The sequence below is a fragment of the Microbacterium profundi genome (genome assembly GCF_000763375.1).
Taxonomy (GTDB): Bacteria; Actinomycetota; Actinomycetes; order Actinomycetales; family Microbacteriaceae; genus Microbacterium; species Microbacterium profundi.
In genome coordinates, this window is record NZ_JPSY01000003.1 from 89,477 (window position 1) to 107,872 (window position 18,396).

General features: G+C 68.2%; 19 protein-coding genes. 1 reads left to right on the forward strand and 18 read right to left on the reverse strand.

Translation table 11 applies throughout. From position 1 onward, the window contains the following. Positions 1-13: 13 nt before the first annotated feature. From hisG to JF52_RS0113185, 18 genes are all read right to left on the reverse strand, one after another. Positions 14-853, reverse strand: coding sequence for an ATP phosphoribosyltransferase (gene hisG / locus JF52_RS0113100; protein ID WP_033107060.1), 840 nt, complete (start codon positions 851-853; stop codon positions 14-16). 37 nt (positions 854-890) lie between these two features. Beyond that, entirely contained in the window at positions 891-1,154 is a 264-nt protein-coding gene (locus tag JF52_RS0113105; RefSeq protein WP_033107061.1) for a phosphoribosyl-ATP diphosphatase, read from the reverse strand. Then, positions 1,151-1,831 (reverse strand): ribulose-phosphate 3-epimerase, encoded by a 681-nt coding sequence (gene rpe / locus JF52_RS0113110; RefSeq protein WP_033107062.1) that lies wholly within the window; start codon positions 1,829-1,831, stop codon positions 1,151-1,153. Before rpe ends, JF52_RS0113105 begins: the two co-directional genes overlap by 4 nt. Beyond that, positions 1,828-3,306, reverse strand: a complete 1,479-nt coding sequence (locus tag JF52_RS0113115) for an RsmB/NOP family class I SAM-dependent RNA methyltransferase (RefSeq protein ID WP_084595858.1) — start codon at positions 3,304-3,306, stop codon at positions 1,828-1,830. The genes rpe and JF52_RS0113115 overlap by 4 nt, the downstream gene beginning before the upstream one ends. Then, positions 3,303-4,253 (reverse strand): methionyl-tRNA formyltransferase, encoded by a 951-nt coding sequence (gene fmt / locus JF52_RS0113120; RefSeq protein WP_033107064.1) that lies wholly within the window; start codon positions 4,251-4,253, stop codon positions 3,303-3,305. Before fmt ends, JF52_RS0113115 begins: the two co-directional genes overlap by 4 nt. A gap of 25 nt (positions 4,254-4,278) precedes the next feature. Continuing rightward, on the reverse strand, positions 4,279-6,219 hold the full coding sequence (locus tag JF52_RS0113125) for a primosomal protein N' family DNA-binding protein (protein WP_160175066.1): 1,941 nt from the start codon (positions 6,217-6,219) through the stop codon (positions 4,279-4,281). A gap of 43 nt (positions 6,220-6,262) precedes the next feature. Next, positions 6,263-7,459, reverse strand: a complete 1,197-nt coding sequence (metK, locus tag JF52_RS0113130; protein WP_033107314.1) for a methionine adenosyltransferase — start codon at positions 7,457-7,459, stop codon at positions 6,263-6,265. Positions 7,460-7,473: 14 nt separating this feature from the next. Further along, positions 7,474-7,731 (reverse strand): DNA-directed RNA polymerase subunit omega, encoded by a 258-nt coding sequence (rpoZ, locus tag JF52_RS0113135; RefSeq protein WP_033107065.1) that lies wholly within the window; start codon positions 7,729-7,731, stop codon positions 7,474-7,476. Positions 7,732-7,852: 121 nt separating this feature from the next. Continuing rightward, positions 7,853-8,758 carry a guanylate kinase gene (gene gmk, locus JF52_RS0113140; protein WP_033107066.1) on the reverse strand — a complete coding sequence of 302 codons (906 nt, stop codon included), beginning with the start codon at positions 8,756-8,758 and terminating at the stop codon, positions 7,853-7,855. After that, positions 8,751-9,596, reverse strand: coding sequence for an orotidine-5'-phosphate decarboxylase (gene pyrF, locus JF52_RS0113145; RefSeq protein WP_033107067.1), 846 nt, complete (start codon positions 9,594-9,596; stop codon positions 8,751-8,753). Before pyrF ends, gmk begins: the two co-directional genes overlap by 8 nt. Beyond that, positions 9,593-12,880 carry a carbamoyl-phosphate synthase large subunit gene (gene carB, locus JF52_RS0113150; RefSeq protein ID WP_033107068.1) on the reverse strand — a complete coding sequence of 1,096 codons (3,288 nt, stop codon included), beginning with the start codon at positions 12,878-12,880 and terminating at the stop codon, positions 9,593-9,595. Before carB ends, pyrF begins: the two co-directional genes overlap by 4 nt. Then, complete coding sequence (gene carA / locus JF52_RS0113155) at positions 12,880-14,022, reverse strand: glutamine-hydrolyzing carbamoyl-phosphate synthase small subunit (RefSeq protein WP_033107069.1); 1,143 nt, start codon at positions 14,020-14,022, stop codon at positions 12,880-12,882. The genes carB and carA overlap by 1 nt, the downstream gene beginning before the upstream one ends. Continuing rightward, on the reverse strand, positions 14,019-14,522 hold the full coding sequence (locus JF52_RS0113160; RefSeq protein ID WP_235272461.1) for a PH-like domain-containing protein: 504 nt from the start codon (positions 14,520-14,522) through the stop codon (positions 14,019-14,021). Before JF52_RS0113160 ends, carA begins: the two co-directional genes overlap by 4 nt. Positions 14,523-14,524: 2 nt before the next feature. Next, entirely contained in the window at positions 14,525-15,859 is a 1,335-nt protein-coding gene (locus JF52_RS0113165) for a dihydroorotase (protein WP_200881025.1), read from the reverse strand. After that, positions 15,859-16,824, reverse strand: coding sequence for an aspartate carbamoyltransferase catalytic subunit (locus JF52_RS0113170; protein WP_033107071.1), 966 nt, complete (start codon positions 16,822-16,824; stop codon positions 15,859-15,861). The genes JF52_RS0113165 and JF52_RS0113170 overlap by 1 nt, the downstream gene beginning before the upstream one ends. After that, entirely contained in the window at positions 16,821-17,351 is a 531-nt protein-coding gene (gene pyrR, locus JF52_RS0113175; RefSeq protein WP_033107072.1) for a bifunctional pyr operon transcriptional regulator/uracil phosphoribosyltransferase PyrR, read from the reverse strand. The genes JF52_RS0113170 and pyrR overlap by 4 nt, the downstream gene beginning before the upstream one ends. Before the next feature lie 70 nt (positions 17,352-17,421). Then, positions 17,422-17,802 carry a type II toxin-antitoxin system VapC family toxin gene (locus JF52_RS0113180; RefSeq protein ID WP_033107073.1) on the reverse strand — a complete coding sequence of 127 codons (381 nt, stop codon included), beginning with the start codon at positions 17,800-17,802 and terminating at the stop codon, positions 17,422-17,424. Continuing rightward, positions 17,799-18,065: a hypothetical protein gene (locus JF52_RS0113185; RefSeq protein WP_033107074.1), complete on the reverse strand. Its 267-nt coding sequence runs from the start codon at positions 18,063-18,065 to the stop codon at positions 17,799-17,801. Before JF52_RS0113185 ends, JF52_RS0113180 begins: the two co-directional genes overlap by 4 nt. 184 nt (positions 18,066-18,249) lie before the next feature. On the opposite strand from JF52_RS0113185, the gene JF52_RS17500 reads away from it, so the two are divergent. Continuing rightward, a complete protein-coding gene (locus JF52_RS17500; protein ID WP_160175067.1) occupies positions 18,250-18,393 on the forward strand; it encodes a hypothetical protein in 144 nt (47 codons plus the stop codon). The last annotated feature ends 3 nt before the right edge of the window (positions 18,394-18,396 follow it).

An 18,396-nucleotide genomic window follows, 5' to 3' on the forward strand; every position in this document is an offset into this window, starting at 1 on the left:
CTGAGTCCCCCGATCACAATCTCGCGGCGTGGATCGCGGTCACCAGCAGCGCGCGTGCACCGATCGCGTAGAGGTCGTCCATCACCTGGTTTATACCAGTGCGGGGCAGCATGACGCGGACGGCGACCCACTTCGGATCCTGAAGCGGCGAGATGGTCGGCGATTCGCGACCGGATGCGATGGCCGTGGCCTTCTCGATCAACTCGCCGGGGAGGTCGTAGTCGAGCAGCACGTACTGGCGTGCCACGATGACGCCGCGGAGGCGGCGCAGAAGCCGTTCGGTGCCGTCCGCGTCACCTGGACGGCTGATCAGCACGGCCTCGGACTCGATGATGACGGGTCCGAAGATCTCGAGGCCGGCCTGACGAAGGGTGGTGCCGGTCTCGACGACGTCGGCGATGGCATCGGCGACGCCGAGCTGCACGGCGGATTCCACTGCGCCGTCGAGCGGCACGAGCGTCGCCTCGACGCCGTGCTCACGCAGGAACGCGTCGACGAGGCCAGGGTACGAGGATGCGACCCGCACCCCGGCGAGATCCTCGATCGTGCTGTAACGGCCGGCGGGCGCCGCGAAACGGAAGGTCGAGCGGGCGAAGCCGAGGGCCTGCACCTCGCGCGCCTGCTCCGGGGCGTCGCGCAGCAGATCGCGGCCGGTGATCCCGACGTCGAGAGCGCCGGAGGCGACGTAGATCGCGATGTCGCGCGGACGGAGGAAGAAGAACTCGACGTCGTTGCCGGCGTCGATCACGTGCAGGGTCTTGGAGTCTCGGCGTCCGGCGTAGCCGGCTTCGGCGAGCATCTCGGCGGCGGTCTCGGCGAGCGAGCCCTTGTTCGGAACAGCAATGCGCAGCATGGGGAGCTTTCAGATCAGAGGAAGGGGACGGTGCGCATCAGAGATGTCGGTACACGTCCTCGAGGCTGAGCCCCTTCGCGATCATCATCACCTGCACGTGGTACAGCAGCTGGGAGATCTCCTCCGCAGCCTCGGCGTCGGATTCGTATTCGGAGGCCATCCACACCTCTGCGGCCTCTTCCACGATCTTCTTCCCGATCGTGTGCACGCCGCCGTCGAGTTCAGCGACAGTGCCGGAGCCTGCAGGGCGGGTCTCGGCCTTGGCACTGAGCTCAGCGAACAGCTCGTCGAAAGTCTTCACGATCCAAGGTTAGCGGCTCGCGCGCGCTCTCGAAGCCCGGCGATGGCCGCTTCGATGTCGGTCGCACCGTACACGGCGGATCCGGCGACGAAGGTGTCAGCACCGGCCGCGGCGGCCTGGGCGATCGTGTCGTCGGCGATGCCGCCGTCGACCTGGAACCACACGTCGGATCCGCGACGTCGTGCCTCATCCGCGAGCGCGCGCAGCTTCGGCATCGTCTCGGCCATGAAGCCCTGTCCGCCGAAACCCGGTTCGACGGTCATCACGAGGATCTGATCGAACTCGTCGAAGAGTTCGTAGAGGCTCTCCCCATCGGTGCCGGGCTTGAGCGCGATCCCGGCGCGGGCACCGATCGAACGCAGCCTGCGGGCGAGGGCGACCGGGTCGGTTGCGGCCTCGAGATGGAACGTGACGCTCGCGGCGCCGAGCTCGGCGTACTCGGGCGCCCAGCGATCCGGGTCGGTGATCATCAGATGCACGTCGAGCGGGATCGGACTCGTCGCCTGGATGCGTTCGACCATCTGGGTCCCGAAGGTGAGATTCGGCACGAAGTGGTTGTCCATCACATCGACGTGCGCGTAGTCGGCTGCCGCGATGCGGGCGAGATCCGCCTGCATGTTGACGAAATCGGCTGCGAGGATGCTGGGGTTGATGCGGGGAGCTGCAGGAAGACTCATCTGATCATTCTCCCGGATGCATCGCTGCGCTGGAGCAGCGCGAGGAACATCGCATCGGTGCCGTGTCGATGCGGCCACAGCTGTACGCGGCCGCTTCCGTCGGATGCGAGGTCGAGCGGGCTCTGCACCACGCCGGAGAGCACGCCGGCGGCATCCAGTTCGATGACGTCCTCACGCGTGCGCAGCACCTCGCTCACCACGCCGGAGGTCTCTGCGAGATGCGGTGAGCACGTGACGTAGGCGACGATGCCGCCCGGTGCGAGGGCGTCGAGGGCTCCGGCGAGCAGCTGCTCCTGCAGCGGGACGAGTTCGGCGACGTCGGCGGGGCTCTTGCGCCAGCGCGCCTCCGGTCGTCTGCGCAGCGCGCCGAGGCCGGTGCACGGCGCGTCGACGAGGATGCGGTCGTAGTGTCCGCGGCTCGCGGCGGTGAGGCCTCGTCCGTCCTCCTCGTGGACGGTGACCTCACCCGGTACGGCCTTCAGGGCGTTGCGCACCAGCCGTGCACGTGTCGGCACGACCTCGTTCGCCTCAAGAGTCACGTCGTGCTGCCGGGCGATCGCGGCGAGAAGCGCCGTCTTGCCGCCGGGACCGGCGCAGAGATCGAGCCACTGCTCCCCCGCCCTGATCGGTGCGGCGCCGGCGAGTGCGAGTGCGACCAGTTGCGAGCCCTCGTCCTGCACGCGCACCGTGCCGCCGGATGCGGCGATGATCGTGTGCGGGTCTCCACCGGGAGATCCGAACGCGGTGGGCGCATAAGGCCTGGCGGGGGTGCCGCGCTCGGCCAGCCCGGGTAGCGCGACCAGGGTGACCTCCGGCGAGACGTTGTCGGCCTCGAGCAGCGCCTCGAGCTCTTCTTCGCGGCTCTCGGCGGCGAGGGCGCGGCGCAGCGCGCGGATGATCCAGACCGGATGCGCCGTGCGCAGACCGAGACGTTCATCGTCAGAGCGTGCTTCGCTCTCGATGCGCTCCTGCCATTGACCGGGTGTGTCGCGTGAGATGCGACGGAGCACGGCGTTCGCGAAGCCGGAGGCGCCTCTGCCCGATTCGGCCGTCACGAGATTCACGGATTCGTTGACGGCTGCATGCGATGCGACCCGGGTCGCGAGCAGCTGATGCGTCGCGAGTCGCAGCGCGTCGAGGACGGCCTCGTCGATGTCATCGATCGAGCGGCCGGCCGCCGCGGCGATGATGGCGTCATAGGTGCCGCGCCGGCGGAGGGTGCCGTAGGTCAGCTCGGTGGCGAGGGCGGCGTCCTGAGGGCTCAGCGCGGCGTCCGCGATGGCGGACGGCAGCAGCAGGTTCGCGTACGCATCGGATCCGCTGACAGCGCGCAGCACGTCGTACGCGACACGGCGTGCCGGCTGCACGGTGCGGGAACTCCTCGGTGACCGCTGGGGCTCGGAGGACTGGCGCCGCGAGACACCTCGATCCTTCGCGCCCGGCAGCCGGCTCTCTCGCCTCTTCGCAGCGCTCATGCGCCGGCCCGGATCGTGTCGTCGCCTGTCGGGACAGAGCCGGCCCGTGCCGGGGCACGGAAGCCGCGCCACCAGTCCGTCGCGTTCATCGGCGCCTTCCCGGCCGGCTGCACGCGCCGGACCTCCAACGGTGTGGTCGCAGTGCCGATGAGCAGCGCCTGCTTGGTCGCGGCGATCTCGCCGGGTGACAGCGGTTCGGCGTCGTCGGCGGGGTGGGCCTCGATCAGTTTGAGACGCACGCCGGCGACGGTCGTGTGCGCACCGGGCTCCGGCGTGACACCGCGGAACCGTGCGTAGACGGCCTCCACGGGCTGCACCCAATCCAGCAGGCCGTCCTCGAGCGTGAGTTTCGGCGCCGACGAGGCTTCGCCCTCCTGCGGCAGGGGGACGGCGGTCCCGTCGGCGATGCCGGCCACGACCTCGGCCGTGAGGCCGGCACCGTCGTCAGCGAGCACCTCGAGCGCGATGTCGGCGTTGGCGTCGGACTGCAGCGGCACAGGTCGCGAGGCGAACAGGTCACCGGCATCCAGCGCGGGAACGAGCCGGAACACGCTCACGCCCAACTCCGGGTCCCCGGCGATGAGCGCACGCTGAACGGGCGCCGCACCGCGCCAGGCGGGCAGCAGCGAGAAGTGCAGGTTGATCCAGCCGTGCTCCGGAGTCGACAGCAGCGGCTCGCGGACGAGTCCGCCGTATGCCACGATCACGCCGAGCTCGGGTCGAAGTGCCGCGATGCGGCCGGTCGCCTCGTCATCCAGACGTGCGGCCTTGATGACCGGCAGCCCCAGCTGCTCCGCAGCCTGCGCGACGGGCGACGGCGTCAGCACCCGCTTGCGCCCGAGCGGCGCATCGGGGCGCGTCACGACGGCCAGGATCTCGTGCTCAAGCGCGAGCGTGCGCAGAGTGGGAATGGCGGCGGCAGGAGTGCCGGCGAAGACGAGTCTCATCAAGGTTCTCCGGAAGGGATGGGTGTCACAGCTCAGGATCGAGGATATCGAGCCGAAGCGAGAGTGGGCTGCGGTTGCTCTGGCCCCGTCCGCGGCGACGCTTCACCGCCTCTGCCACCACCGCGGCACGAAGAGTGGCGGCCACGGTGGCTCCGGCGGCGTATCCGAAGCGCACCAGCGCGCGCACTCGTCCCTCGTCGGTCGCGATCGGAACCGGGCCAAGGATCGCGTCCGACGGAAGCGGCAGCTCGTCAAGCGCGGCCAGCGCACGATCGACGGAGTCGGGCAGCCCCTCGACGAGCGCGACGCGAGCGGCCGGCGGCATGTGCAGCGGGGCACGCTCGGCGAGCTCGGAACGCGCGTAACCGGCCTGATTCCAGGTCGCCAATGCCCTCCCCACCGGGCCATCGACGCCCACGAGGTGGATCGGAGCACCGGGGGCTGCGAGGGCCGCGGCGTTCGACCACCACCGCAGGCAGGACTCGCCGACACGCAGATCGGGTGCCTGCAGCATCCGAGAGCCGTCCAGCAGCACGACAGCACGATAGCCGCCGTCGGCGACGGGTTCCGCGCCGCGCGTCGCGACGACCAGCGCGGGCTTGTCGGACACCGTCTCGACAGGATGGGCGCCGTCGGCGATGATGACCCGCACGCCGGGGAACGCGCGTCCGAGCTCGTCTGCAGTGCGCTCACTGCCCGAGGAAGCGAGTCGCAGCTTCGTCGACGAGCACGAAGGGCAGGTCCATGCACGTGCGGAGCGCCCGCACCACCCGCATACCGGCACTGCCCCGCGATGCCGCGCACCGAGCGGGCCTCCGCAGGGCACGCAGCGCGCCGGAGCACGGCAGTCGGCGCACACCAGACTCGGTGAGAACCCCGGGCGGGAGACCTGCACCAGCACCGGGCCCTCCTCGGTGGCCCTGCGCGCGCTGGCGAAGGCACTGGAATGCACACGCTGCGTCGGCTGCTCCATCTCCTGCGGCGTGCTCAGCACGACTTTGGGCAGCACGCGCCGAGTGGCGTGGATGTCGTTCATCCAACCGCGGGCGACCAGGCGTTCGGCGTCCGTCGTACGGGTGTGCCCCGCCAGCAGCAGTGCAGAGCCCTCCTGCTCCTGGCGCAGCAGCGCGGCATCGCGTGCGTGCACGTACGGGGCGAGCTGCTCGCCGAGCAGCGGATCGCCGTCATCCCAGATCGCCACGAGCCCCGCCTGCACCGGTGCGTAGACGGCCGAGCGATTGCCGACGACGACGCAAGGGGCGTCCTCCAGTGTGCGGAGGAAACCGCGATAGCGGTCGGGGTTGGACTGGCGGGAGTCGTATCGCACGATCGCCTCAGCGGGAAGCAGGGTGTCCAGCGCACTGAGGAGCCTGTCCAGGTCGCGGTGGTCGGGCACGACGAGGATCGTCGAGCGCCCGGATGCCAGCATCCGCGTCGCGGTCGCCGCGAGCAGTTCCGTCCAGCGCAGCACACCGTCACGGATGCCGGGGATCGCCTCGACGGCGCCGCGATGCCCGGCCCCGAGCAGCTCATCGAGATCGGTGTACTCCGCCAGTACGGCATCCGCGCGCTCGATCGCGTCCGCGGTCACCGATGGAGCCTCTGCGTCGGCCTTCCACGCCTTCTCGACGCGCACCTGACGTTTCGGGATGACCAGGCGGAGGATGTCGCTGGCGGATCCGGCCGCACGATCGGCTGTTCTGCGGGCCAGGCGATAGAGCCGCTCCGGCAGCACGGCGGCTGTGGAGACCACGGCTTCGACGGTCGAAAGCGGACGCTCGGCGTCGTCCTCCTCCGCGACCTCGACCACATAGGCGTCGACCATGCGGCCGGCGGTGCGCAGCGGTACGCGCACACGCACACCGATCGGCACGTCGCCGAGCTCTTCCGGCAGCGTGTAGTCGAAGAGTCGATCCAGCTGCGGCAGCGGGGAATCAAGGAGAACCCGCGCGATGCGCCGACTCAACTGCGCGCTCCGTGCGTGGGCATCCGCGCCCCGCGCCCGGACATCAGAGTCCGGCTGCGCGGCGGAGCTCGTCGGCGCGGTCCGTGCGCTCCCAGGTGAAGTCCGCGAGCTCACGGCCGAAGTGACCGTACGCCGCGGTCTGGCGGTAGATCGGGCGCAGCAGATCGAGCTCTTCGATGATCGCCTGCGGCCGCAGGTCGAACACCTGACGGATGGCGTCGGTGATGACCTCGTCCGAGACCTTGCCGGTGCCGAATGTCTCGACGTAGAGCCCCACAGGACGCGCGACGCCGATCGCGTAAGCGACCTGCACCTCGAGCCGCTCGGCGAGGCCTGCGGCGACGGCGTTCTTCGCGACCCAGCGCATGGCGTAGGCGCCGGAACGATCGACCTTCGACGGGTCCTTGCCGCTGAACGCGCCACCGCCGTGGCGCGCCGCGCCTCCGTACGTGTCGATGATGATCTTGCGACCGGTCAGTCCGGCGTCGCCCTTGGGCCCACCCGTGACGAAGGGACCGGCGGGGTTGATGAAATACCGCTCATCAGAAGGCATCTCGAGGCCGGTGCCCTCGAGCACAGGATCGATGACGAGCCGTCGCACCTGCTCCTTGAGCTCGTCCTGCGAGATGTCGGGGTGGTGCTGCGTCGAGAGCACGACGGCGTCGATGGTCTTGGGCGTGAAGCCTTCGTAGCCGAGCGTGACCTGCGTCTTGCCGTCGGGGCGCAGGTAGGCGAGTTCGCCGGAGCGACGCACCGCGGTGAGACGCTCGGCGATGCGGTGCGCCGTGTGGCCGGCCATCGGCATGAGCTCGGGCGTCTCGATCGTCGCGAAGCCGAACATGATGCCCTGATCGCCCGCGCCCAACCCGTCGAGCGCGTCGACCGAACTGCCGTCGCGCTGCTCCTGCGCCTGATCCACCCCGTGTGCGATGTCGCTGGACTGCTCCCCCACCGAGACGCTGACGCCGCACGAGTCGCCGTCGAAGCCGGTCTCGCTCGAGGTGTAGCCGATCCCGTTGACCACCTGACGGACGATCGTGGGGATGTCGACGTACGCCTCGGTGCGGATCTCGCCCGCGACATGCACCAGGCCCGTCGTGACGAGGGTCTCCACAGCGACGCGAGAGCCGGTGTCCTGGGCGATCAGACCATCGAGGATGCTGTCCGAGATCTGGTCGCAGATCTTGTCGGGGTGCCCCTCGGTGACGGACTCAGAGGTGAAAAGGCGCAGCGCGCTCATCGAGGAAGCCGCCTTCACTCAGCGTGGCGAAGGCGAAGCTTGTCCTCGTTGATCTCGTGGAGTGCGATGGTGAGCGGCTTGTCCTCGACCGACGAGTCCACCAGCGGTCCGACGTTGTCGAACAGGTTGCCCTCGTGGAGGTCGGCGTAGTAGTCGTTGATCTGACGCGCGCGCTTGGACGCGTAGATGACCAGCTCGTACTTCGACTCGACGCGGTCGAGCAGGTTGTCGATCGGCGGGTCGATGATGCCCTTGGTGTGGTGTCCGGCCATGGTGGGACCTCCAGATCAGGCGACGGGTTCGTCGCGAAGTCGAATCGGCGGGCGCGCGACCCTTCGACAAGCTCAGGGCCCTTCGACAGGCTCGCGACCCTTCGACAGGCTCAGGGATCGCTCAGCGCGCAGTCGCCTCAGACAATTCTACGACCTCGCGAGCGGCAGTGGCGACGTCCTCGTTCACAATCCGGTAATCGAACTCGCTCTGAGCAGCCAATTCGACCTTGGCGGTGCGCAGTCTGCGGGCGCGTTCCTCGTCGTCCTCGGTGCCTCGGCCGACCAGCCGATCCACCAGTTCGTCCCACGACGGAGGCAGCAGGAAGATGAGCGTCGCAGACGGTTCTGCGGCATGCACCTGGCGCGCTCCCTGCAGATCGATCTCGAGAAGCACGGTCTTGCCTTCGGAGAGAGCCTTGTCGATCGGCGCGCGCGGCGTGCCGTAGCGAGAGCGATTGTGGACGACCGCGTACTCGAGCAGCGCCCCCTCGGCGATCAGCCGATCGAACTCGGCGTCGTCGACGAAGAAGTAGTGCACTCCGTCGATCTCGCCCGGGCGCGGCGGCCTGGTGGTCGCGGACACCGAGAGGTGGATCTCCGGGTGGTTCTCGCGGATGTGCGCTGCGACCGTGCCCTTGCCGACCGCCGTGGGACCGGCGAGCACCAGCAGCCGACTCCGCCCGGACCGTGGCGTCTGCGCGGGAAAGCGTTCATCGAGCCAGCGCTGAAGTGTCACGCGCTGGCGCACTCCGAGCCCGCCGAGCCGCTTCACCGGCGAGATGTCGAGTTCGGCGAGGATGCGATCGCGCTTGCCGACGCCGATGGCAGGCAGCGCGAGCAGGAAATCGGTGATGCGCATGGATCCGGCGACGGATTCCGCGTCGTCGAACGCCTGCGCCGTAATGCTCTGCGGGGCGACGACGCGCATGGTCAGATCGCGTTTGAGGGCGGCTCTGGCGCGGCGCCGTTCGACGGCTCGACGTGCCGCGGCGGCGCGATCGACCTCGGGAACCTTGCGGTCAGACATTCAGTGCCTCCCGGTACTCGGCGGTGCGTGCATCGATCGTCGAGGCGATCGCGTCCGGACCGGCGGAGAGGATGCTGCGACTCTCCGATGCGATGACCATCCAGGCGTGCGCGCCGAATCGTGCACGAAGATCTGCGGGACCCGCGCCCTGCGCGCCGAAGCCGGGGCTGAGGATGGGGGTGGCGGGGGTGAACTCGGCGAGGCCGGCATCCGCCCAGTCCACCGTCGCGCCGATCACGAAACCGAGGCTCGCCCATTCGCCTTCCGGTGTCGACCGGGCGTTGCGTGCGCTGACATCGGCGATGATCGCGGCCGAGACGCTCCGGTCGTCCGCCGCACGTGCACGCTGCACGGTCGCAGCCTCGGGGTTGCTCGTCGCGGCGAGCACGAAGACGCCCTTGCCGGCTTCTTCGGCGAGAGCGAAGGTGCTCGCCAGTGAGCCGACACCGAGGAACGGGTTCACCGTGAGCGCATCCGCCTCGAGCGGCGAACCGGGGGTGAACCACGCCGCGGCATATGCGTCCATCGTCGTGTCGATGTCACCGCGCTTCGCGTCGGCGATCACGACGAGACCCGCGTCGCGCGCTGCGGTGAGCACGTCTTCGAGCGCGGCGAACCCCGCGGAACCGAAGCGTTCGAAGAACGACACCTGCGGCTTCACGAATCCCACTCGTTCTGCCGCAGCATCCACTGTTCGCAGACCTAGTTCGCGCACGCCGGCGGCAGAATCCGCCAGTCCCCAGGACATCAGCAATGCCTGGTGCGGGTCGATGCCGACGCAGAGCGGACCATGGGCGCCAAGTGCAGCCCTGACGCGCTCACCGAAGCGCTCGGTCATAGGGCTGCCTCTCGCTCGGTCGCGTATTCCTGGAGGCTCTTCACATCGAAGCCCTCGTCGGCGGCGTCCATTCCGCTGACGGCGGCACCGAGAACTGCCATCGTAGTGAACAGCGCCTTGTCCGCGGCGACAGCTGCGGCGCGGATCTCGTATCCGTCCGCCCGTGCGGCACCACCGGAGGGCGTGTTGACGATGATGTCGATCTCGCCGTCGTTGATGAGGTCGACGATGTTCTGCTCGCCGCTGTCGAGCGTCTCGCTGTACTTCGACACCACGGTGACCGCGATGCCGTTGCGCGAGAGGATCTCGGCGGTTCCCTCGGTGGCGACCAGGCGGAAGCCGAGCTGCTGCAGACGGTGCGCGGGGAGGATCACGGCACGCTTGTCGGCATCGGCGACCGAGATGAAGACGGTGCCCGAAGTCGGCATGCCCCCATAGGCCGCGGCCTGGCTCTTCGCGAACGCGGTCGGGAAGTCCTTGTCGATGCCCATGACCTCACCGGTCGAGCGCATCTCGGGGCCGAGGACCGAATCGACGATCTTGCCGTCCCTGGTACGGAACCGCTTGAACGGCAGCACGGCCTCCTTGACGGCGACCGGCGCACCGAGCGGTACGCGCGATCCGTCGGAGACAGGCAGCAGCCCCTCGGTCTTCAGCTCGTCGATCGTCGCGCCGACCATGATGCGACTAGCGGCCTTCGCGAGAGGGATGCCGAGCGCCTTCGACACGAACGGAACAGTGCGGCTCGCCCGCGGGTTCGCCTCGATGACGTAGAGCACGCCGGCGCTGATCGCGAACTGCACGTTCAGCAGGCCGCGCACGCCCACGCCCTCGGCGATCGCGAGGGTGGCGATGCGGATGCGGTCGATGTCGCTGCGTCCGAGCGAGATGGGCGGCAGGGTGCAGCTGGAGTCGCCGGAGTGGATGCCGGCCTCTTCGAGGTGCTCCATGACGCCGCCGATGTACAGCTCGTTGCCGTCGTAGAGTGCGTCGACGTCGAGCTCGATCGCGTCGTCGAGGAAGCGGTCGACGAGCAGAGGGGTGCCTGGGCCGACGATGACCTCGCCTGCCGTGCGCACGAAGTAGTCGCGCAGGCTCGCGGTGTCGTACACGATCTCCATGCCGCGGCCGCCGAGCACGAAGCTCGGGCGCACCAGCACCGGGTAGCCGATGTCCTCCGCGATGACGACGGCGCCGTCCGCATCGATGGCCGTGCCGTGCCGCGGGGCGATGAGCCCTGCCGAGTTCAGCAGCTGCGAGAACAGCTCGCGCTCCTCGGCGATGTCGATCGCCTCGGGGCTCGTGCCGAGCACCGTGTAGCCCGCTGCCTCGATGCCCTTGGCGAGCCCGAGCGGGGTCTGTCCGCCGAGCTGGCAGACGACGCCGAGGATGGTGCCGCTGGCGGCTTCGGCGTCGAGCACCTCGAGAACGTCCTCCAGTGTGAGCGGCTCGAAGTACAGCCGGTCGGAGGTGTCGTAGTCGGTGGAGACCGTCTCGGGGTTGCAGTTGACCATGACGGTCTCGTATCCGGCATCCGACAGTGCGAACGACGCGTGCACGCACGAGTAGTCGAACTCGACGCCCTGGCCGATGCGGTTCGGCCCGGATCCGATGATGACGACCTTGGTGCGCTCCGATGGTGCGACCTCGGTCTCGAAGTCGTAGCTCGAGTAGTGATACGGCGTCAGCGCGGGGAACTCCCCCGCGCACGTGTCGACCGTCTTGTACACCGGGCGGATGCCGAAGCCGTGACGGACTCCGCGCGCCTCCGCCTCGCTGATGCCGCGGATCTCGGCCAGCTGCACGTCGGAGAAGCCGTGCTCCTTCGCGTAGCGGAGCGTGGCGGCATCGAGCTCGCCCGCGGTGCGGACGGTCTCTGCGACCTCGTTGATCAGCACGATCTGGTCGAGGAACCACGGGTCGATGGCCGTGGCATCGAATGCCTGCTCGATCGTCGCGCCCTTGCGCAGCGCCTGCTGCAGCACGACGATGCGGCCATCGGTCGGCGTCTTCGAGATCTCGAGCAGCTCGTCGACGCTGCGCGTCTCTTCACCCCAGTGGAAGCTGGAGCCGCGCTTCTCGAGCGAGCGGAGCGCCTTCTGCAGGGCGGTGGCGTAGTTGCGGCCGATCGCCATGGCCTCGCCCACCGACTTCATGGTCGTGGTCAGCGTCGGGTCGGCGGCCGGGAACTTCTCGAACGCGAAGCGCGGCACCTTGACGACCACGTAGTCCAGCGTGGGCTCGAAGCTCGCAGGCGTCACACCGGTGATGTCGTTCGGGATCTCGTCGAGGCGGTAGCCGAGAGCGAGTTTCGCCGCGAGCTTCGCGATCGGGAATCCGGTGGCCTTCGAGGCGAGGGCGCTGGAGCGCGAGACGCGGGGGTTCATCTCGATCACGATGATGCGGCCGTCGGCCGGGTCGATCGCGAACTGGATGTTGCAGCCGCCGGTGTCCACGCCGACGGCGCGGATGATGTCGATGCCGATGTCGCGGAGCTTCTGATACTCGCGGTCGGTCAGCGTCAGTGCCGGGGCGACCGTGATGGAGTCGCCGGTGTGCACGCCGACGGGGTCGACGTTCTCGATGGAGCAGACGACGACCGTGTTGTCGGCGGTGTCGCGCATGAGCTCGAGCTCGTACTCCTTCCAGCCGAGGATCGATTCCTCGAGGAGCACTTCGTTCGTCGGCGAGTCGTGGAGTCCGGCGCCGGCCATCCGGCGCAGGTCCTTCTCGTCGTAGGCGAAGCCGGAGCCGAGGCCGCCCATCGTGAAGCTCGGGCGCACGACGAGCGGGTAGCCGAGCTCGTCGGCCGCGGCGAGCACCTCGTCCATTGTGTGAGCGATGCGACTGGCCGCGACGTCTGCACCGGAGTCGAGCACCAGCTGCTTGAAGATCTGGCGGTCCTCGCCCTTGTTGATGGCCTCGAAGCTCGCGCCGATCAGCTCGACGTCGTATTTCTCGAGGATGCCGTGGTTGTGCAGCTCGATCGCGGCGTTCAGGGCCGTCTGGCCGCCCAGCGTCGGAAGGATCGCATCCGGCTTCTCCTTCGCGATGATCGTCTCGATGACCTGCCAGGTGATCGGCTCGATGTAGGTCGCATCGGCGAAGTCGGGGTCGGTCATGATCGTGGCCGGGTTGGAGTTTACGAGGATGACGCGCACGCCCTCCTCGCGCAGCACGCGACACGCCTGGGTTCCGGAGTAGTCGAACTCGCAGGCCTGACCGATCACGATCGGGCCGGATCCGATGACGAGGACGGAATTGATGTCGTCGCGCTTTGGCATTACTTGGCGTCCTTCTGGGTGGCAACGACCAGGTCACGGAACCGATCGAAGAGGTAGTTGGCGTCGTGGGGGCCGGCCGCAGCCTCGGGGTGGTACTGCACCGAGAAAGCCGGGATGTCGAGAGCGCGAAGACCCTCGACGACGTTGTCGTTGAGGCCGACGTGGCTGACCTCGACCTTTCCGTAGCCGTTCGGGCTGTCGAACGCGCCCTCGAGCGGCGCCTCGACCGCGAAACCGTGGTTGTGTGCGGTGATCTCGACCTTGCCGGTGCTCTTGTCGAGCACAGGCTGGTTGATGCCGCGATGCCCGAAGGGCAGCTTGTAGGTGCCGAGACCCAGTGCGCGACCGAGCAGCTGGTTGCCGAAGCAGATGCCGAAGAACGGCAGGCCGTCATCGAGCACGTTCCGCAGCAGCGCCACGTGCTCGCCCGATGCCGCCGGGTCACCCGGACCGTTGGAGTAGAACACCGCGACCGGATCGACCGCGCGGATGTCCTCGATGGTCGAGGACTGCGGCAGCACGTGCACCTCGAAGCCGCGTGCGGCGAGGTTGTCGATCGTGGCCTGCTTCACGCCGAGGTCGAGCACTGCGAGGTTGCCGATGCGCTCCCCCAGCGCCGTCGTGACCTCGGCGACATCGACCGAGACCTGCGCCGACAGGTTCTGGCCGCTCATCTCGGGGGCCTCCTGCACGCGGCGCAGCTGCTCATCAGCATCCAGCGCGGCGTCCGCGCCGGAGAAGATGCCGCCTCGCATGGAACCGGCGGAGCGGATGTGCCGCGTGATCGACCGAGTGTCGATGCCGCTGATGCCGACGATGCCGTCGCGGACGAGGATCTCGTCCAGAGAGGCGTTCGCGCGCCAGTTCGACACGACACGGGAGGGGTCGCGCACGATGTAGCCGGCGACCCAGATGCGTCGCGACTCGGTGTCTTCGTCATTCATCCCGGTGTTGCCGATGTGGGGCGCGGTCTGCAGCACGATCTGGCCGGCGTAGGACGGATCGGTCAGCGTCTCCTGGTACCCGCTCATGCCGGTCGAGAAGACGACCTCGCCGAGCGTGGTCCCCTGCGCGCCGTATGCGCGCCCGACGTGACGGGTGCCGTCTTCGAGGACGAGGACGGCGGGGTCTGGGAGTGTCATGATTCGGCTCCTGTGTCGTTCGCGGGGATGAGCCGCTGGAGTTCTGAGATGAGGTTCTGGGGATCGCCGGTCGTGACGCGCAGGTACGAGTCGACGATCGTGTCGTCGGACACGTTCCATGCGAGTCGCACGAGACCGTTCGGCTCGACGACACGGTCGATCGTGACCGTCGCACGGTCGACCTGAACGAGTTTCGCGGATGCGAGGAAGACCGTCGGCGCGCCGTCGAGGCAGAGCGCGGCGCCACGATCGGTCACCGCGATCTCACCGCGGGCACGGTATACCAGCGGCGTGATCGCCAGACGTTCGAGCGGCTGGTCGTGGCGTGTCGTCGAGACGTACAGCACCTCGTGCCTGGCCAGGACCTCCGCGTGCTCCGGGACACCCACCGGCGCGACGTGCACGCCGTCGCGTCGCAGGCGTCGTCGCCATGCCAGATACATGGACACCAGGACGAGCACCGCCAGGACGATGGTGATGGCGACAGCGATGTCCCGCATGCTCACTTCCCCTCCCTGCGGTCGCTCGGTGCATCGCATGAGTGGAGTTCTTCGACGACGGCGCCGGATTCGACCGTTACGACGCCGTGGTGGATCGTCCACTCGACGCGGCCGGGAAGGTCGCGCCCGAGATACGGCGAGTTCCGGCTGCGACCGTGCAGATCGGCAGCGGTGAAGGTGCCCTCCCGCGAGGCGTCGTACAGCGTGATCTGCGCAGGCTGACCGGCTTCGAGCGGAGTGCCGTGACCGTCGAGAAGTCCGATGCGTGCGGGCGCCTGACTCATGACGCGGGCGACGTCGGCCCATCCGATCAGGCCGGTCTGCACCATCGACTGATGCACGACGCGCAGCGCGCTCTCGAGGCCGACCATGCCGTTCGCTGCGGCCTGCCATTCGCAGGCCTTGTTCTCGCTGGGATGCGGGGCGTGGTCGGTGGCGACGATGTCGATCGTGCCGTCGGCCAGTCCCTCGCGCACGGCGAGTACGTCCTCTTCGCGACGAAGCGGCGGGTTCACCTTGTACTTCGCGTCATAGCCGCGGACCAGTTCGTCCGTGAGCAGCAGGTGGTGCGGAGTGACCTCTGCAGTGACATCGATACCGCGCTTCTTGGCCCAGCGGATGATGTCGACGGAACCAGCGGTGGACAGGTGGCAGACGTGCAGGCGTGAGCCGACGTGCTCGGCGAGGAGCACATCGCGCGCGATGATCGACTCCTCGGCGACGGCCGGCCATCCTGCGAGTCCCAGCTCTGCGGAGACGACGCCCTCGTTCATCTGGGCGCCCTCGGTCAGCCGGGGATCCTGTGCATGCTGGGCGATGACACCGCCGAAGGACTTCACGTACTCGAGTGCGCGGCGCATGATCAGCGGATCGAAGACGCAGAATCCGTCGTCGCTGAAGACGCGCACCTTGGCGCGCGAGGTGGCCATGGCGCCGAGCTCAGCGAGGCGTTCGCCCTTCTGCCCGACGGTGACGGCGCCGATCGGCTGCACGGTGGCGTAGCCCGCCGCCTCTCCGAGGGCGAGTTCCTGCTCGACGACGCCGGCGGAGTCGGCGACCGGTGACGTGTTCGGCATCGCGAAGACCGCGGTGAACCCGCCGGATGCTGCCGCCCTGGTGCCGGTGAGGATCGTCTCGGACGCCTCATAACCAGGCTCGCGCAGGTGCGTGTGCAGGTCGACGAGGCCCGGCAGTGCGACGAGGCCCTGCGCGTCGATGACTCGGGCGCCGGCCCGGCTGAGCCCGCTGCCGATCTCGGCGATGACGCCGTTCTCCACCACGATGTCGGCGCTGTCCGCGCCGAGAAGCTGTGCCCCGGTGATCACGAGGGTGTCCATCAGCTGCCTTCTCCTCGTTCGTCGTCTCGTTCTCCTGCCAGCAGCAGGTAGAGCACCGCCATGCGCACTGACACCCCGTTGGTGACCTGTTCCAGCACCGTCGAGCGCGGCGAGTCCGCAGCTTCGGCGGAGATCTCCAGGCCGCGATTCATGGGTCCGGGGTGCATCACAATGCTATCGTCCGCAAGCGTGGCCGCACGCACGGCGTCCAGCCCCCAGCGCCGGGAATACTCCCGCTCACTCGGGAAATACGCGGCGTTCATGCGTTCCAGCTGAATGCGCAGCATCATCACCGCATCCGGACCGTCGGCGAGAGCCTCGTCGAGGTCGTAGACCACGCGCACCGGCCACTGCGACACGTTTTGCGGCACCAGCGTCGGCGGCGAGACGAGCGTGACCTCGGCGCCGAGTGTCGTGAGGAGCCAGACGTTCGAGCGCGCGACGCGCGAGTGCAGCACATCCCCCACGATCACGACGCGGATGCCGGAGAGGTCTTGGCCGCGGCTATCGGCCCCGAATCGGCGCTTGCGGATCGTGAAGGCGTCGAGCAGCGCCTGGGTCGGATGCTCATGCGTGCCGTCGCCGGCGTTGATGACGCCCGCGGTGATCCAGCCGCTGGTCGCGAGTGTGCGCGGGGCGCCGGAGGCGTGGTGGCGGATGACGACGGCATCCGCGCCCATGGCCTGCAGAGTCTGCGCGGTGTCCTTGAGACTCTCGCCTTTCGAGACGCTCGACCCCTTGGCGGCGAAGTTGATGACGTCGGCGGAGAGGCGCTTCGCGGCGGCTTCGAACGATATGCGCGTGCGTGTGGAGTCCTCGAAGAACAGGTTGACCACGGTCTTGCCGCGCAGCGTCGGCAGTTTCCTGTTCTCGCGGGTCTGGGTGTCGGACATGTCCTCTGCGACGTCGAGGATGCGCAGTGCGCTCTCGCGATCGAGGGTGCGGGTGTCGAGGAGGTTCCTCATTCTCCGATCGTCACCTCCTCTGCGCCATCGTTCTCGAACAGGCGCACGTTCACGCGCTCCTGGCGGGAGGACGGAATGTTCTTGCCGACGAAGTCGGGACGGATGGGGAGCTCGCGGTGACCACGATCGACGAGGATCGCCAGACGCACGGTCGACGGGCGGCCGATCGACTGGATCGCGTCGAGGGCGGCGCGGATGCTGCGCCCGGAGAACAGCACGTCGTCGACGAGCACGACCGTCTTGCCGTCGATGCCGCCGGCGGGGATGTCGGTGGGCTGCGGCGACCTGGTGGGCTGTTTCGCTAGATCGTCGCGGAACAGGGTCACATCCAGGGAGCCGGTCGCGACCGAGGTCTGGGAGATGCTGCTGACCAGCGCGCCGAGGCGATGTGCGAGAGTGACGCCGCGGGTCGGGATGCCCAGCAGGACGAGGTTCTCGGCTCCTCGATTGGATTCGAGGATCTCATGCGCGATACGGGTCAGAGCCCGCGAGATATCGGCTTCATGCAGCACAGTTCGTGCGCTCATTCACCGCTCCCTTCTCCGCCTCTCCGGACGGTGTTAAAGGTTGCTTGCTCGTATCAGTCTAGGGGTCGGTTCAGGCGCCGACGACCTCGACGCCGCGCTCGCGCGCGACATCCGCGAGGCGACGATCGAACGTGGCGAGCGTAGCGCCGTTGGATTCTGCACCCGCGAGGACACAGCAATCCGGCATCTTCAGACCGGTTTCGGCGCGTAGAAGCGCGAGGCGCCGGGGCTCGTCAATGGGTGCTTGCAACCGCTCGACGCCAAGAGTACCGATTGCTCGTTCTGCGACATCGATCACATTCCGCTTCGCCGGTCCGACCAGGCTCTCCGCGATCGAGATCTGATGCATCGCCAGTTCCTCTTCTGTGTCGAGAAGCTCCATCGTTGCTGTTGCATGTGCATCGCCTTCAAGAAGGTGCGCAATCATCACACTTGCGTCCAGGACGATCATTCCGGCCAGTCCTTTCGGAGATCATCGAGATATCCCGGCGGGTAGACGTCAGGGCCGAAGATGCCCCGAGTCTCGTCGAGCGCTCTGCGTCGCGCGACACGACGGGCTGCGCGAACGGCCGCGAGCGACTGTCCCCCTTCGACAGCGAGCCTCGCCACCAGTTCGGAACGCGGGACTCCGGGCCATTCTTCGGCGGCGAGTTCGAGCGCATCGCGCAACGCGGGCGTCTGCGTGACTTGGATGCGGGTCAATGTCGTGGGCATGACGCCACTGTACCACCGACATCATCAGTGGTACAGGAGCATGCGAACGCCTTGCGCGGCGGAGACGAGCGCTGCACGCTGCGCACATGAGCGACACTCAGAGAACCGCGACGGAGACCACAGGTTCACGTCGCCGTGCGGAATCGTACGACCGCGCCGACTCGGCGAGGTACTCGGGGCGCTTGTGACGCCGGCTGTGATCCTCGCGTCGATTCCGGTCGCCCTGCTGGTCGATGCGAACATCGCGAAGCTGACCTGGGCCGCACTCATGGTACTCAACCCCGTGGTCGCTGTGCTGCTCGCACGGCGACCGGTCCCCTCGACGTGAGGC